15 protein-coding genes are annotated in these 14298 nt (G+C 64.5%); 9 read left to right on the forward strand and 6 right to left on the reverse strand.

Going from position 1 to position 14298, the window contains the following annotated elements; translation table 11 throughout:
* Positions 1-6: 6 nt before the first annotated feature.
* Entirely contained in the window at positions 7-675 is a 669-nt protein-coding gene (locus BLS26_RS22400; protein WP_092514698.1) for a DsbA family protein, read from the forward strand.
* Between the two features lie 82 nt (positions 676-757).
* Here BLS26_RS22400 and BLS26_RS22405 read toward each other — a convergent pair whose 3' ends face one another.
* The 6 genes from BLS26_RS22405 to BLS26_RS22430 form a co-directional block, all read right to left on the reverse strand.
* Positions 758-964: a hypothetical protein gene (locus BLS26_RS22405; RefSeq protein WP_092514699.1), complete on the reverse strand. Its 207-nt coding sequence runs from the start codon at positions 962-964 to the stop codon at positions 758-760.
* A 55-nt stretch (positions 965-1019) separates the two neighbouring features.
* Positions 1020-2090, reverse strand: coding sequence for a phospholipase (locus BLS26_RS22410; RefSeq protein WP_092514700.1), 1071 nt, complete (start codon positions 2088-2090; stop codon positions 1020-1022).
* Positions 2091-2148: 58 nt separating this feature from the next.
* A complete protein-coding gene (locus tag BLS26_RS22415) occupies positions 2149-2547 on the reverse strand; it encodes a hypothetical protein (RefSeq protein ID WP_092514701.1) in 399 nt (132 codons plus the stop codon).
* Entirely contained in the window at positions 2526-3407 is an 882-nt protein-coding gene (locus tag BLS26_RS22420) for a hypothetical protein (protein WP_157676549.1), read from the reverse strand. The genes BLS26_RS22415 and BLS26_RS22420 overlap by 22 nt, the downstream gene beginning before the upstream one ends.
* Before the next feature lie 198 nt (positions 3408-3605).
* A complete protein-coding gene (locus tag BLS26_RS22425) occupies positions 3606-4577 on the reverse strand; it encodes a S1C family serine protease (RefSeq protein ID WP_092514703.1) in 972 nt (323 codons plus the stop codon).
* 194 nt (positions 4578-4771) lie between these two features.
* Positions 4772-6280 carry an AMP-binding protein gene (locus BLS26_RS22430; protein ID WP_092514705.1) on the reverse strand — a complete coding sequence of 503 codons (1509 nt, stop codon included), beginning with the start codon at positions 6278-6280 and terminating at the stop codon, positions 4772-4774.
* A 27-nt stretch (positions 6281-6307) separates the two neighbouring features.
* Here BLS26_RS22430 and BLS26_RS35905 point away from each other — a divergent pair, with 27 nt between their 5' ends.
* From BLS26_RS35905 to BLS26_RS22465, 8 genes are all read left to right on the forward strand, one after another.
* Positions 6308-6520 (forward strand): hypothetical protein, encoded by a 213-nt coding sequence (locus BLS26_RS35905; RefSeq protein WP_157676550.1) that lies wholly within the window; start codon positions 6308-6310, stop codon positions 6518-6520.
* A 172-nt stretch (positions 6521-6692) separates the two neighbouring features.
* The gene (ytfQ, locus tag BLS26_RS22435; protein WP_092514706.1) at positions 6693-7658 is read left to right on the forward strand and encodes a galactofuranose ABC transporter, galactofuranose-binding protein YtfQ; all 966 of its coding nucleotides are present in this window, start codon (positions 6693-6695) and stop codon (positions 7656-7658) included.
* 270 nt (positions 7659-7928) lie between these two features.
* A complete protein-coding gene (locus tag BLS26_RS22440) occupies positions 7929-9473 on the forward strand; it encodes a sugar ABC transporter ATP-binding protein (RefSeq protein WP_092514707.1) in 1545 nt (514 codons plus the stop codon).
* Positions 9470-10453, forward strand: coding sequence for an ABC transporter permease (locus BLS26_RS22445; RefSeq protein ID WP_092514708.1), 984 nt, complete (start codon positions 9470-9472; stop codon positions 10451-10453). Before BLS26_RS22440 ends, BLS26_RS22445 begins: the two co-directional genes overlap by 4 nt.
* Positions 10450-11493, forward strand: a complete 1044-nt coding sequence (gene yjfF, locus BLS26_RS22450; protein ID WP_092518411.1) for a galactofuranose ABC transporter, permease protein YjfF — start codon at positions 10450-10452, stop codon at positions 11491-11493. Before BLS26_RS22445 ends, yjfF begins: the two co-directional genes overlap by 4 nt.
* The gene (locus BLS26_RS22455; protein ID WP_092514709.1) at positions 11490-12284 is read left to right on the forward strand and encodes a FadR/GntR family transcriptional regulator; all 795 of its coding nucleotides are present in this window, start codon (positions 11490-11492) and stop codon (positions 12282-12284) included. Before yjfF ends, BLS26_RS22455 begins: the two co-directional genes overlap by 4 nt.
* Entirely contained in the window at positions 12281-13213 is a 933-nt protein-coding gene (locus tag BLS26_RS22460; RefSeq protein ID WP_092514710.1) for a Gfo/Idh/MocA family protein, read from the forward strand. The genes BLS26_RS22455 and BLS26_RS22460 overlap by 4 nt, the downstream gene beginning before the upstream one ends.
* Positions 13210-14292: an aldose epimerase family protein gene (locus BLS26_RS22465; protein ID WP_371360656.1), complete on the forward strand. Its 1083-nt coding sequence runs from the start codon at positions 13210-13212 to the stop codon at positions 14290-14292. The genes BLS26_RS22460 and BLS26_RS22465 overlap by 4 nt, the downstream gene beginning before the upstream one ends.
* The last annotated feature ends 6 nt before the right edge of the window (positions 14293-14298 follow it).

The raw sequence follows: 14298 nt of genomic DNA on the forward strand, positions 1-14298 counted from the left end.
AGTAAAATGAACCGAACCAACGATCGAGCCCGGAACCATAGCCGCCGCGAGGCGCTCGGCCTGCTCAGCGTGAGCGCGGCGCTGCTGGGCGCCGCCGCGATGTCGCGTCCGGCGCTAGCCGCGGATGACGAGGTTCTGACCGAAGCGCTGGTGCTGCGCGACCCGGAAATCCCCGCGGCGGGGAATGTCGACGGCGACATCACGATCGTCGAATGGTTCGATTATAACTGCCCGTATTGCCGCAAGATCGATCCGGAACTCCGGCAGGTCATCCAGGACGACGGCAAGGTCCGGCTGGTGCTGAAGGACTGGCCGATCCTGGGACCGGTCTCCAAGGTCGCTTCCCGGATGGCGCTGGCCGCCAAATACCAGGACAAGTTCATGGCCGCGCATGAGGCCATGATCGGCGTCGCCTCGAAACTGACCGAGCCGCGGATCGGCGAATTGTTGTCGGGCGCCGGTATCGACATGGACCGCCTCAAGCGCGACCTCGAGACCAATGCGAAGGCGATCGACGCCATCCTCGCCCGCAACAACGATCAGGCGCTGGCGTTCGGCTTCAAAGGCACGCCGTCCTTCATCGTCGGAAAATTCCGTGTGCCCGGCGTGCTGACCATGGCGGAATTCGAACTGGTCATCGCCGACGCCCGCAAGGCCAAGGCGGGCAAGGGCTAGCGTCAAAATTCAACCTCAGACGAAACGGGCGCTCCCGTCCGAGACGAGGGCGCCCTTATCGTTGCGGCGAGTGCTGCCGCGCTTACTTCGACGAAATCTTGACCCAATCGCTATGGGCGCGTGTCTTTAGCGCCGCCCAGTCGGTCGCCGCCACATCCCAATTGACGATGGTGCGGTTGGCCGTCGTGGCCTGGCCATTTGCCACGGTTGACGTCTGCATGGAATCGTAGACATAGACGCCGCATACCAGCAGCAGTGCGCCCAAGATCATTCCGATAAACGTCTGCATTGATAATCCCTCCGGTTCCTCTGATAACGTGGCGAGCCGAAGATGGTTCCGCACCTCATGCGCGGTTGAGCCAGGCCAAAATCTCCGCGTTCATCTCGCGCGGATAGCAATGGCTGAGATCGTCGAGTTCGCGATAGGTAACGTTGGCGCCGGCCGCTGACAGCGCCTGGCTGGTCTGCCGCGCCACCTGCACCGGAAACATCCAGTCGAGTTTGCCGTGCACGATATGGATCGGCAGCCCGCGCAGCCGTTCGGCATCGGCCATTTCGGCCATCAGCGGATGGAAGGTTGCCGACACCGGTGCCAGATGGGTGAAGGGCGAGGCGCTCTCGAAACCGGTCACGTAGCAGAAGGTGCCGCCGTCGCTCATCCCGGTTAGCAGCATTCGTTTCGAATCGATGTTCCAGCGCGAGCGCACCTGTTCGAGGATTCGCATCAGGTTCGGCGTGTCGGTGTCGTCGCCCATCAGCGCCCAGGTTTGGCCGGTCGCGGTCGGCGCGATCAGGATGGCGCCGCGGCTGCGGGCATCGCGCAGCCAGCTCCAGAGGAAGCCGCGGCCGTTGCCGCTGCCGCCATGCAGCGCCATGACGAGCGGAAGCGGGCGATCGGGCGTGTAATATTCGGGAACGTAGAACGAGAAGCCGCCGCGGCTGCCCGGCTCGTTGGCGTCGTGAAAGATGCCGGTGTTGTCGTTGGCGGGCGCGGCGAGCCGGGCCGTGAGATCGGCGTCATCGCGCAGCTCGGGATCGACGAAGAATTCACTGACCGGCGGCAGTTTCGCCGACAGCGCATACAGCGCCTCCTGCGCGCGCGGCGCGTAACGCAGCGCCTTGAACACGCTGACGAGGTCGCCATGGCCGTTCTGCACGGTGCGCAGGCCGTCGAACGAAGCCAGCGCCGCGTCGCTCGAGGTTTCGAGTGCGGTTCTGATACCGGAAAATTCCTCGGGCCATTGCGCCAGCCGCGGACGAACCGCGCGCAACGCCTCGTCGGGTTGGCCTGCGGCTTCCATGACGCGGCCGAAATCCGGCGGGTTGAGGTGGCGCGCGACGAAGCCAAGCGTCTCCAGCGATTGCAGCAGCGGCGGCAGCACGGCCACGATGTCGTCCACCACGGCCTCGCTCATCCGGCGCTCTCGCTTTTGTCGTTGACGCTATTCGGTATACGGACGTCAACGACGGCCTTCAAGGTGTCTCGCGTGGCTTGAAGCCGAGGTACATCGAATTGGCGATCCCCATCAGCAACAGCAGATTGGGGTCGAAATTGACGAAGGTGAAATTCCAGACCGTGTTCCAGAAGAAGATGACGGCCAGAATGCAGGTCCATATGACCACCTGAACGCGGTGCAACTGGGCGCCGCCGCTGCCGTCGCAAATCAGGTCGCTGAAAAAGTTCTTCGACACTGCCGGGAGCGGCGGAACGGCTGGTGCCGTCACATGGTCGATGGCGATGGAGGCCAGCCCCGTGGCGCCGTTGATGCCGAGCAGCACGAGAATCGCGGCGGTGATGACATCGAGGTAGAACCCAAGCGTCAGCCAGAGGAAGATGAAGCCCGCGGCCGTCAGGCCGAGCCACAGCGCCATCTGGGTTCGCCCGAGACTGAACGTGCCGAGGGGTTGGTCGAAACTTGAGCCAGGTTCGCTGCCGCCGCCGCCGCTGCGGTGGCATCGTCTGATTTCTGCTTGAGGTCGGCGTTGGCAGGATCCTCGGCGAGGGCAGGCTTGGCGTCGGCCGCTGCAGCAGTTGCAACGCTCAACCTTGTTATGGTGCTGTCGCGCAGCACGGTCGAATTCGCGGCGAAAATCACAAATGCGGCGGTCAGCAAGACAGTCGCGGCCGCGCCGGACAGCAGAATCGGAATGCTGTACACGGTGATTTCGATGGCTCGGGTTGCTGAAGGTCCCGAAGTGTTGTCGCCGGCTCGCGAGATGCTGACGCCGAATTTGGGGGTTCCTTCTCTCGCCCTGCCGGCAAGCAGGTCCCGCCAGAATGTTGACGAGCCGGACTTCGCACTGTCGGAGCGGCTGAACTCGTACATCAAGGTTTGAGGCTCAGAACTTGCCTTTGCCGTTGGCTTGTAGGCAAGCGGCACAGGAACGTTGTTAAGCAGAAGCGGTATCTCTACACGCGCGCGCTTGGCATCCGCCTCGGCATCGGCGGTTTTCTTCGCAACGCCCGCGACGACGATACATATGCCGTCCGAAACTCCCACCGGTTGGGGCCAGAAATCCACGATGCGCAAGACGCCCGCTTCATCATCGCCGGATTTGGCAGGCTCCGAAGCATTGCGCGTTGGAAACTTGCCGGCGCAATTCACAAAAGAATCCGCGTGGGTGCGGTCATACAGTATGCATCCCATACAGATAAGCAGCCCGACGCCGCCGAATACCCCAAGCCAAATCGCGATCCGTTTGGCGCGCGAGCCATAAAGTGTCATTGTCATCATCGCCCCCAAAAAAGTGATGAAATATTGCCGCACATCATGACGGCGGCACCTCAATCTCGAAAAAGGACCGCAATTGGCCCCTCAGCCCATAATATCACCAGCCGGAAAAACATCCAGAGATTGCAAAAGAATGCGGGACTGCGCCACCGTCGGAAAGGAACGCCGACCGCGGTAGATCCGAGGATATTGGCAGATTCAATGCAGCTGCGGCGCCTTCAGGAACCTGGCGCGATCGGTCGAGGTCAGCGTGACGTCGAAGGTGACGCCCTCATGATAGACCGTGAGCGGCACGTCGACGCCGGCGGGGCCGAGCGACCATAGCTTGCGGTAGAAGTCGGTCTGGCTGGTGATCTTGTCGCCGTTGACGGCGAGGATGACGTCGCCGGTCTTGAGCTCGGCGCGCGCCGCCGGACCCTTGCTGGCGATACCGACCACCACGATGCGATTGTCGATCTCGGTCGAGAACATTCCAAGCCAGGGCCGCGACGGTTTGTTGACGCGGCCGAACTTGCGCAAATCGTCGAGCACCGGCTTCAACAGGTCGATCGGCACCATCATATTGACATGCTCGGGCTTGCCGGCGCGCTCGCGTTCGAGCTGCAGCGAGCCGATACCGAGCAGCTCGCCACGGTTCGAGATCAGGCCGGTGCCGCCCCAATTGGGATGGGCCGGATGGGTGAAGATCGCTTCATCCAGCAGATACTCCCAGTAGCCGGCGAACTCCTGCTTGGCCGCGATCTGGCTGGCGACCGATCGTGTGCGTCCGCCGGCGCCGCCGACCACGACGGGGTCGCCGATTTGGGTAGCGGCGGAGGAGCCCAGCGGCAACGGATCGAGGTCGAGATTGCCGAGCGCCTGCACCAGGCCGAAGCCGGATTCGAAATCGAAGCCGAGCGCGTGGCCTTCCACGACGCGGCCGTCGCCGCGATGCAGCCAGACGGATTCGGCCTCGGTGATGAGATAGCCGATGGTCAGCACCAATCCGTCATCGATCAGCACACCATTGCCGGCGCGTTCGGTGCCGAGCGTTTCGGCGCTGAAGGCGTCGGGCGCGATGATCGAGTGCAGTCCAACCACCGACGACAGCGTGCGGTCCAGATCGAAACCGTAGTCGCCCGGGCGCGGCTGGTTGGCTGGCGGTACCTTCCATTCGGTCAAAGAGGGCATCGATGGTCTCCTGGCCAGCGGGTGCGCTTCCAGCGGACGCGCGAGCTGATGACAATCTATGTTGCAAACGGCCGTCTTTGAAGTGTCTCTCAAAACGAGCCGCCATGCGACTCATAACCGCGTCATAATCAAGGAGATCCCGGGTTTCACGGGGGCTGCGCCGTGCGGGATCGTCTGCCCCGAGCCGCCGCCGCTCACTCCGCCTTGGCGTGCGCCCGGGCCGGCACAATCCTGAAATCGCGATTTTCCTGGATCCAGCCGGCGCGTTCGTCGCGCAGCAGGGTGCGGCGGACTTTACCGGAATCGTCGCGCAGGCCGACATGCACGATTTCGAAACTTTCCGGATGCTTGTAGCGGCTGAGCTGATCGGCGAGGAACGCGGCCATGCCGCCGGCGACCGCCTGCGCATCGGTTGCCGGGTCGAGCTCGAGGATGGCGTGCACGCGTTGTCCGAATTCCGGATCGGGCAGGCCGACGACGACGCAGGAGCGGACTAAAGGATGTGCCGTGACGGCGGCTTCGACTTCGGCAGGATAGATATTGGCGCCGCCGCGCAGGATCATGTCGGCGAGCCGGTCGCCGAGATAGAGATAGCCGTCGGCATCGAGCCTGCCGATGTCGCCGAGCGATTCCCAGCCGTCGGGCCGGCGCTTCGGCTCGGCGCCGAGATAGTGATAGGTGCTGCCGGCGCCGTCATTGGGCAGGAAATAGATCTCGCCGGTCTCGCCGGTGGCGACCTCGTTGCCATCCTCGCCAAGGATCTTCAGGCGGCTGGTGTCGCCGATCTTGCCGACCGAGCCCCTGTGCGCCAGCCATTCGACGCCTGATATGACCGCGGCGCCCTGCGCCTCGGTGCCGCCATAGAGTTCGTAGATCCGCTCTGGCCCCAGCCACTCGATCCATTTTTCCTTCAGCCAGGGCGGCATCGGAGCTGCCATGTGAAACACGATCTGCAGACTGGAGAGATCGTGGGAATTACGCACCGCGTCCGGCAGCGCCCAGATCCGGTGCATCATGGTCGGCACGAAATTGACCCATTGCACCTTGTTGGCCTCGATCAGGCGCAGCGTTTCCCCGGCGTCGAATTTGACCAGGCCGGTGACGGAGAACAACGCGGTGTGCGTCGCGATAAACGGCGCATTGTGATAGAGCGGGCCGGGATTGAGCAGCGAGCCGTTCTGCGGAATGCCGAGCGCCGATGGGACGGCTGTGTCGTATACCGCGGGTCTGTGATCGAGGATCACCTTCGGCCGGCCGGTCGAACCGCCGCTGGTCATCGCCTTCCAGTAACGCGCCACCGGGTTGGTCAGCGGTTCGTCCGAGAAACCTTCGGGTACGAAATCGGCCGGCAGCGAATTCGGTGCGTTCCAGTCCGGCCGGCCGCCGACCACCAACGACGGTCTGAGAATGTCGAGCACGGCTGCGGCCTCGCCGCGCGGCAGCCGCCAGGTCAGCGACGTCGGCGTCGCGCCACATTTCCACACCGCAAAAGTCGTTTCGAAAAACGCGTTGCTGTTGGGCAGCCCAATGGCGACGAAATCGCCCGGCTTGACGCCCTTGGCGGCAAAGGCGCGGGCGCGGGCGTTGGCGTTGCGCTCGAGTTGTTCCCAGCTCAGTTCATCGGCGCCATGGCTGACGGCAATCGCGTCCTTAGGCTTGCGGTCGGCATACCAGCGCGGCACGTCGGCGATCGGGATGAGCATGGGGGCGTTTCCGTTTGTGGCGTCTTGATGCCGCTCTTTTTTGTTTCGAACGCGGTGGTACGCCGCCTCCAAAATATCCTGCAAAATATCCTGCAAAATATCCTGACAGAGTTGGGCACCAGCGTGAAGCGATCCGGATTCAGCCGCGCTCCATCAATGGCAGGGCCATACAATCGTCCGTTTGGCGTGAATATCTTTGATGGCTCATCCTTGGATTGCCAGTTTTCCGGCAGCCGTTGACCGAGGGCGATCGATCAACACCGGATCTAATTAGTAAAATAATATTACTAGTCAGACCATATTCCCCATGGAATACTTCCCTCCGCTACCGCGACAGGTAGCCGCAAAGGTGCTTGGACACCGATTGGTGAGGCCGGGCGCCGCGACAAACATTGTTTGGGAGACGCGCCTCATGACCATCAAAGCCCTTCTTGCGGCCACGGCACTGGCTGCCACCACTCTCTCGCTTCCCGCTGTCGCCGCCGAACTCACCGTCGGTTTTTCCCAGATCGGTTCGGAATCCGGTTGGCGGGCGGCAGAGACCACGGTCTCCAAATCGGAGGCCACCAAGCGCAAGGTCAATCTCAAGATCGCCGACGCGCAGCAGAAGCAGGAGAACCAGATCAAGGCGATCCGCTCCTTTGTCGCGCAGGGCGTCGACGCCATCTTCCTCGCGCCTGTGGTATCGAGCGGCTGGGATGCGGTGTTGAAGGAAGCCAAGGAGGCCAAGATTCCGGTGGTGCTGCTCGATCGCGACATCGATCCGTCCGGCAAGGATCTCTATCTCACGGCCGTCACTTCGGACAGCGTGCAGGAAGGCGCCGTCGCCGGCGAATGGCTGGCGAAGACCGTGGGCGAGAAGGCCTGCAATGTCGTGGAGCTGCAGGGCACCGTCGGCGCCAGCGTCGCCGCCAACCGCAAGAAGGGATTCGACAGCGTCGTCGCCAAGCACGCCAACCTGAAAGTCGTGCGCAGCCAGACCGGCGACTTCACCCGCGCCAAGGGCAAGGAAGTGATGGAGAGCTTCATCAAGGCCGAAGGCGGCGGCAAGTCGCTCTGCGCGGTCTATGCCCATAACGACGACATGATGGTCGGCGCGATCCAGGCGATGAAGGAAGCCGGCCTCAAGCCGGGCAAGGATATTCTGACCGTATCGATCGACGCCGTGCCCGATATCTTCAAGGCGATGGCGGCCGGCGAGGCCAACGCCACCGTCGAACTGACGCCGAACATGGCCGGCCCCGCGCTCGACGCCATCATCGCCTACAAGGGCAAGGGCACGACACCGCCGAAGTGGATCCAGACCGAATCGAAGCTCTATACGGCAGCCGACGATCCGATGAAGGTCTATGACAGCAAGAAGGGCCTCGGCTACTGATCCGCCGGTGTTGTGCCGCCGGCCCGTGGACCGCGCCGGCGGCGAAACCCTTCTCGACCAGAGCGTTTTCCAGCGAAGTGGACGCCGGTTCGCATAGCTATCAAGTTTACGCAGATTGCGTAGACTTATCTGCGGTAGAAAACGCGTCAAAACAAGAATCGAGAGCCCCGTTCCGATTCAATCGGAACGGAAAAGGCTCTAGTCCGCCCAACAAGGCAAACATGCCCGACGTCCGCGGCCGGCGCGGACGTTGACGGGAGTGATGTCGGCATGAATGCAAGTCCCGACCCCGGTTCTGCGCTTCTGGAAGTGCGCGGGCTGAGCAAGAGTTTCGGCGCACTGCAGGCACTGCAGCAGGTGGATTTCACCTTGCGGGCCGGCGAGATCCACGCGCTGCTCGGCGAGAACGGCGCCGGCAAGTCCACGCTGGTCAAGGTGGTGACCGGCGTGTTCGAGCGCGATGCCGGCATTGTCCGGCTTGGCGGCGCCGAGGTCGTGGCACGGTCGGCGCGGGCCGCGCTCGATGCCGGGATCGCCACGGTCTATCAGGAGGTCAATCTGCTGCCGAACCTGTCGGTGGCGCAGAACCTCTATCTCGGAAGGCAGCCAACCCGCTTCGGCCTGGTCCGTGACGCCGAAATGCGCCGCCGCGCCACCGCGCTGCTGGCGGAGTTCGATTTGCATATCGACGTCGCGGCACCGCTCGGCAACTATTCGGTTGCGGTCCAGCACATCACCGCCATCGCGCGCGCCGTGGACCTGTCGGCGCGCGTGCTGATCCTCGATGAGCCGACCGCGAGCCTCGATCGTCACGAGGTCGAGATTCTGTTCGCGGTGATGCGCAAGCTGGCCGCGCGCGGGATTGGTGTCCTCTTCGTCACCCACTTTCTCGACCAGGTCTATGAAATCTGCGATCGCATCACGGTGCTGCGCAACGGCCGCCTGATCGGCGAACGGATGACCGCCGAGCTGCCGCGCATCGAACTGATACGGATGATGCTCGGCCGCGAGCTCGCGGAGACCACCAGCGCGCGCGCGGCAGAGCACGCACGCCCGGTGCGCGAGGTCTGCGCGCGCTTCGAGGGCTATGGCAAGGCAGGCTACGTGTCGCCGTTCGATCTCGTCCTTCACCATGGCGAGGTGGTTGGCCTCGCCGGCCTGCTCGGGTCCGGGCGTACCGAGACGGCGCGGCTGGTGTTCGGCGCCGAACGCGCCGATAGCGGCCGGGCCCTGGTCGAAGGCCAACCGGTCCGCCTGCATTCGCCACGTGACGCTGTCGCCCATGGCTTTGGCTATTGTCCGGAAGAACGCAAGATCGACGGCATCATTGCCGAGCTCTCGTTGCGCGAAAACATCGTGTTGGCGCTGCAGGCCAAACGCGGTCTCGCCCGGCCGTTGTCGCGATCCGAGCAGGACGAGATTGCGTCGCGTTTCATCAAGTTGCTCGACATCCGCCCGCCGGAGCCGGAGCGTCCGATCGGCCTGCTGTCCGGCGGCAACCAGCAGAAGGCGCTGCTGGCGCGATGGCTCGCCACCGCGCCTCGGCTGCTGGTGCTCGACGAGCCCACGCGTGGCATCGACGTCGGCGCCCACGCCGAGATCATCCGTCTGATCCGTGATCTGTGCGATGACGGGCTGGCACTATTGGTCATCTCTTCCGAGCTCGATGAGATCGTGACCTATTCGGACCGGGTGGTGGTGCTGCGCGACCGCGCCCATGTCGACCAGTTGCAGGGCGACGCCATCGACGTCTCGAATATTCTGGCGGCGATTGCGGCCGGCAGCGCCGCCGGCGCGGAGGCGACCCAGCCATGACATTCAGCCTGCAACGCCGCGGCCTCGCCCAGATCATAGCCTTGCTGGTGATCCTCGCGGTCGACCGTATGGTTTCGCCGCAATTCTTCGACCTGCGGATGCAGGACGGTCGTCTGTTCGGCAGCCTGATCGACGTGCTCAACCGCGGCGCACCGGTCGCCTTGCTTTCGCTCGGCATGGTGCTGGTGATCGCGACGCGCGGCATCGATCTGTCGGTCGGCGCGGTGATGGCGATATCGGGAGCGATCGCCGCCAGCCTTGCCGACCGGCACGGCGTGCCGCTGGCGATTGCCGCGGCACTCGGCGCCGGGCTGCTGTGCGGGCTATGGAACGGCTTTCTCGTCGCGGTGCTCGGCATCCAGCCGATCGTCGCCACCCTGATCCTGATGGTCGCCGGCCGCGGCATCGCCCAGCTCATTACCGAGGGCCGCATCGTGACCTTTACCGCTGCCGACTTCGTGTGGCTCGGCAACGGCGCCGTGCTCGGCGTCCCGGTGCCGGTCGTGATCGTACTCGGCATGCTGGCTGTCACCGGCGCGATGGTTCGTGGCTCCGCGCTCGGCCTGCTGATCGAGGCGACCGGGGGCAATGCCCGGGCAAGCGAACTTGCAGGGATCGGCACCCGCGCCATGATTCTGGCGGTCTATGTCTGGTGCGGCCTGTGCGCAGCACTTGCCGGCGTCATCGCCGCCGCCGACATCATGGGCGCCGACGCCAACAATGCCGGGCTCTGGCTCGAGCTCGACGCCATCCTGGCGGTCGTGATCGGCGGCACATCGCTGTTCGGCGGCCGCTTCAGCCTGGTGCTGGCGATGGTCGGCGCGCTGATCATTCAGGCGATGAACACCGGCATCCTGCTGTCGGGCTATCCGCCGGAGTTCAACCTTGTGGTCAAGGCGGCTGTCGTGCTGATCGTGCTGTTGCTGCAATCGCCGCGTCTTTCCAGCGCCGGAGCGGCGCAGTGGAGGACGCGCTCATGAGGAGACTGCCGCCGGCCGCCATCACCGCGATGGTTCTGATCATCGGATTTGCACTCTGCGCGACGCAGTTTCCCAATTTTGCCTCTACCCGGGTGGTCGCCAATCTCTTCACCGACAATGCCTTTCTCGGCATCGTCGCCACCGGCATGACCTTCGTGATCATTTCCGGCGGCATCGATCTGTCGGTTGGTTCGGTGATCGGATTCACCACCGTCTTCGTCGCTGTTATGGTCGAGCGCCTCGGCGTGCCGCCGCTGGTCGCTTTCGTCGCGATCCTGGCGCTGTGCGCCGCCTTCGGCGCGACCATGGGCGCGATCATCCACGTCTTCGACATGCCGCCCTTCATCGTGACGCTGGCAGGCATGTTCCTCGCCCGCGGCAGCAGCTTTCTGATCTCGACGGAATCGACGCCGATCACCGCGCCGATCTACGCGACGGTGTCGGACTTCGCGCTGCGGCTGCCCGGCGGCGGCCGGCTTACCGCGATCGCGCTCATCATGCTAGCGGTGGTGGCTGCCGGCGCCGTGTTGCTGCACTTCACCCGCTTTGGCGCCAACGTCTACGCGCTCGGCGGCAGCCGCGTCACGACGGCGCTGATGGGCATTCCGGTCGGCTCCATGACGGTGCGCATCTACATGCTGTCCAGCGTTCTTGCCGGCCTCGCCGGCATCGTGTTCTCGTTCTACACCGCGGCGGGTTACTCCCTGTCCGCGGTCGGCGTCGAACTCGATTCCATCGCGGCGGTGGTAATCGGTGGCACCTTGCTGACCGGCGGCCAGGGGTCGGTGATCGGCACCTTGCTGGGCGTTCTGATTCAGGGCCTGATCCAGACCTACATCAATTTCGACGGCACGTTGTCGAGCTGGTGGACCAAGATCGTGACCGGCATGCTGCTGTTCGCCTTCATCGGCCTGCAGCAGGCAATGCTCGGTATTGCTCGGCGCGCCCGCGCCGCCAAGGCAGGAGCTTTGACGCCGGGAGTTCTGAAGCCAGAAGTTTTGAAGCCGGAAGTTTTGAAGTCAGGAGTTTTGAAGCCATGATTTCCCCGCTTGTCGTCATCCGGACGCGGCGCGCGCATTCCAACCACGCCGAGGTCGCCCGCAGCATCGGCGTCGACATCATCGCCGGCCGCTACGCCGAAGGTGTCCGCCTGCCGGGCGATGTCGAGCTCACGGCGATGTTCGGCGTGTCGCGGCCGGTCCTGCGCGAGAGCGTCAAGACGCTGGTGGCCAAGGGCCTGCTCACCACCAAGGTGCGGGTCGGCACCGTCGTGCGCGAGCGCGGCGCCTGGAACATGTTCGATGCCGACGTGCTGGCCTGGCATCTCGATGCCGGTATCGACCGGCGCTTTCTCAACGATCTCGCCGAAATACGTCTCGCCGTCGAGCCGCGCACGGCAGCACTTGCGGCGGCCCGCCGTTCCGAGGCTGACATCACCGAGCTGCGGCGGAGTATGGAGCGGATGCGGCGCGAGCCCTCGGACTCGGTCGCCTTTGCCGATGCCGATCTCGCTTTGCACCTGGCGGTCGCCAACGCCTCCGGCAATTTGTTCATGCGCTCGATCGGCAACGTTATCGAGGCGGCGCTGCGGGCCTCGTTTCTGCTCAGCGCGCCGGTCGAGACCCAGGACCGGGAGACGGTGCTGTCGTGGCATCAGCGCATCGTCGATGCGATCGTCGGCCAGGACGCCGAAGCGGCAGCGGCGGCGATGATCGAGGTCATCCACAATGGATTGCGCCGCCACGAGGGATCGGTCCCCGGACACGAGGTGTCGGTCCAGGAATCCGCGCCGGCGTCGTCCACGGCGGTTGAGCCCGGTGAGAAATCATGAGCCCGCTTCGCATCGCCATCGTCGGCTTCGGCAAGATCGCGCGGGACCAGCATGTGCCGGCGATCGCAGTGACCGAAGGCGCGATGCTGGCCGCGGTCGCCGACCCGAACGCCGCGCTTCCCGGTGTGCCGCATGCGCCGACGCTCGCAGCGCTGCTACGCGACGGCCCGCCGATCGATGCGGTGGCGGTGTGCACGCCGCCGCAGGTGCGGCGCGCGCAGGCTGCGCTGGCGCTCGCGGCGGGCAAGCATGTGATGCTGGAAAAGCCGCCCGGCGCCACCGTCGGTGAAATCGGGCCGTTGCTGACCGCAGCGGCGGCGGCGCGGCACGCGCTGTTCGCGACCTGGCATTCGCGCTTTGCGCCGGCGGTCGAGCCGGCGCGGCAACTGCTGGCCGGCCGGCGGATCACTGCCGTCCGCATCACCTGGAAGGAAGACGTGCGGGTCTGGCATCCCGGCCAGGACTGGATCTGGCAGCCGGGCGGGCTTGGCGTGTTCGACCCCGGCATCAACGCGCTCTCGATCCTGACGCGGATTCTGCCGCAGCCATTGTTCGTGACGTCGGCGGATCTTTGCTTTCCGGCCAATCGCGACGCGCCGATCGCGGCCACGCTCGCGTTGAGCGATGCCGCGGGATTGCCGATCTCGGCCGAATTCGATTTCCGCCAGACCGGTCCGCAGAGCTGGGACATTCACTTCGACACAGATACCGGACCGGTGACCTTGTCGTCGGGCGGTGCGAAACTGTCTGTCGGAAGCGAACAGCACGTCGATGCTATCAAAGCAGAATATGCCGGGCTCTACCGGCGCTTCGTCGAGCTCACCGCGACCGGCGAGATCGACGTCGATCTTGCGCCGCTCCAACTTGTGGCCGATGCCTTCCTGCTCGGGCGACGTCGGACGGTCGAACCATTCGAGGATAAGGCATGAACCGGCTGTTGACGCCCCGCGTGGCACGTTCGTCCTTCGGCGTGATGCCTGACGGTAGCGAAGTGGAATGCATTACCTTGCGGGACGCCGACGGCCTGGAAGCCCGCATCATGACCTATGGCGCTTCCTTGCAGACCTTGCTGGTGCCGGATGCCGCCGGCCGCCGCGACGACATCGTGCTCGGTCATGACACGTTCGATCGCTATCTCGCCCGGCGGCAATATTTTGGCGCCACCGTCGGACGCTATGCCAACCGCATCGCCGGCGCGCGTTTTGCGCTCGATGGCGCCGTGGTGCAGCTTGCGGCCAATAACGGCGCCAATGCGCTGCATGGCGGGCCCGAGGGTTTCGATCGTTATAATTGGCGGATCGTCACGATCGAGGAGGGCGCGCGTCCGGCGGTCACGCTGGCGCGCACCAGCCCTGACGGTGAAGAGGGCTATCCCGGCACGCTGGAGGCCGAGGTCACCTGGCGCCTGACCGGCCCGATGGAGCTCTCGCTCGAGATGACGGCGCGAACCGATCGCCCGACGGTCGTCAATCTCACCAATCACAGCTTCTTCAATCTGGCCGGCGCGCGCTCGGGCCGCGATATTCTCGATCACCGCCTCACGGTCGCCGCGGATCATTTTCTTGGCGTTGACGCCGGCGCCATTCCGCTGCCGGAGCCGCCTTGTCCCGTTGCCGGCACGCCGTTCGATTTCCGCGCCGGCGCAGATGTCGGCGCGCGCATCCGCGACGACCATCCGCAGCTACGAACCGGCCGCGGCTACGATCACAATTTCTGCCTTGCACCGGCAAGCGGAGAATCCCGTTTCGCCGCGCGGCTCGCCGATCCGAAATCCGGCCGGGTGATGGAGCTGCACACCAATCAGCCCGGCTTGCAGGTCTATTCGGGAAATTTTCTCGACGGCGGCATGCCCGGAAAAGGTGGCCGGCTTTACCGGCAGTCCGATGCCATCTGCCTCGAGCCGCATGCCTGGCCCGATACGCCCAACCGGCCCGATTTTCCTACCGCGCGGCTTTCGCCGGGCGAGATCTATCATCACAAGACACTGTACCGGTTCGCAACGGCATGACCGGGA

The sequence above is a fragment of the Afipia sp. GAS231 genome, from assembly GCF_900103365.1.
Classification (GTDB): domain Bacteria; phylum Pseudomonadota; class Alphaproteobacteria; order Rhizobiales; family Xanthobacteraceae; genus Bradyrhizobium.

Bases quoted from the DNA above. Each gene is read 5' to 3' on its own strand.
- BLS26_RS22400 (WP_092514698.1), top strand. From the start codon at position 7: ATGAACCGAACCAACGATCGAGCCCGGAACCATAGCCGCCGCGAGGCG.
- BLS26_RS22405 (WP_092514699.1), bottom strand. From the start codon at position 964: ATGCAGACGTTTATCGGAATGATCTTGGGCGCACTGCTGCTGGTATGC.
- BLS26_RS22410 (WP_092514700.1), bottom strand. From the start codon at position 2,090: ATGAGCGAGGCCGTGGTGGACGACATCGTGGCCGTGCTGCCGCCGCTG.
- BLS26_RS22415 (WP_092514701.1), bottom strand. From the start codon at position 2,547: ATGGCGCTGTGGCTCGGCCTGACGGCCGCGGGCTTCATCTTCCTCTGG.
- BLS26_RS22420 (WP_157676549.1), bottom strand. From the start codon at position 3,407: ATGACAATGACACTTTATGGCTCGCGCGCCAAACGGATCGCGATTTGG.
- BLS26_RS22425 (WP_092514703.1), bottom strand. From the start codon at position 4,577: ATGCCCTCTTTGACCGAATGGAAGGTACCGCCAGCCAACCAGCCGCGC.
- BLS26_RS22430 (WP_092514705.1), bottom strand. From the start codon at position 6,280: ATGCTCATCCCGATCGCCGACGTGCCGCGCTGGTATGCCGACCGCAAG.
- BLS26_RS35905 (WP_157676550.1), top strand. From the start codon at position 6,308: ATGCCGCTCTTTTTTGTTTCGAACGCGGTGGTACGCCGCCTCCAAAAT.
- ytfQ (WP_092514706.1), top strand. From the start codon at position 6,693: ATGACCATCAAAGCCCTTCTTGCGGCCACGGCACTGGCTGCCACCACT.
- BLS26_RS22440 (WP_092514707.1), top strand. From the start codon at position 7,929: ATGAATGCAAGTCCCGACCCCGGTTCTGCGCTTCTGGAAGTGCGCGGG.
- BLS26_RS22445 (WP_092514708.1), top strand. From the start codon at position 9,470: ATGACATTCAGCCTGCAACGCCGCGGCCTCGCCCAGATCATAGCCTTG.
- yjfF (WP_092518411.1), top strand. From the start codon at position 10,450: ATGAGGAGACTGCCGCCGGCCGCCATCACCGCGATGGTTCTGATCATC.
- BLS26_RS22455 (WP_092514709.1), top strand. From the start codon at position 11,490: ATGATTTCCCCGCTTGTCGTCATCCGGACGCGGCGCGCGCATTCCAAC.
- BLS26_RS22460 (WP_092514710.1), top strand. From the start codon at position 12,281: ATGAGCCCGCTTCGCATCGCCATCGTCGGCTTCGGCAAGATCGCGCGG.
- BLS26_RS22465 (WP_371360656.1), top strand. From the start codon at position 13,210: ATGAACCGGCTGTTGACGCCCCGCGTGGCACGTTCGTCCTTCGGCGTG.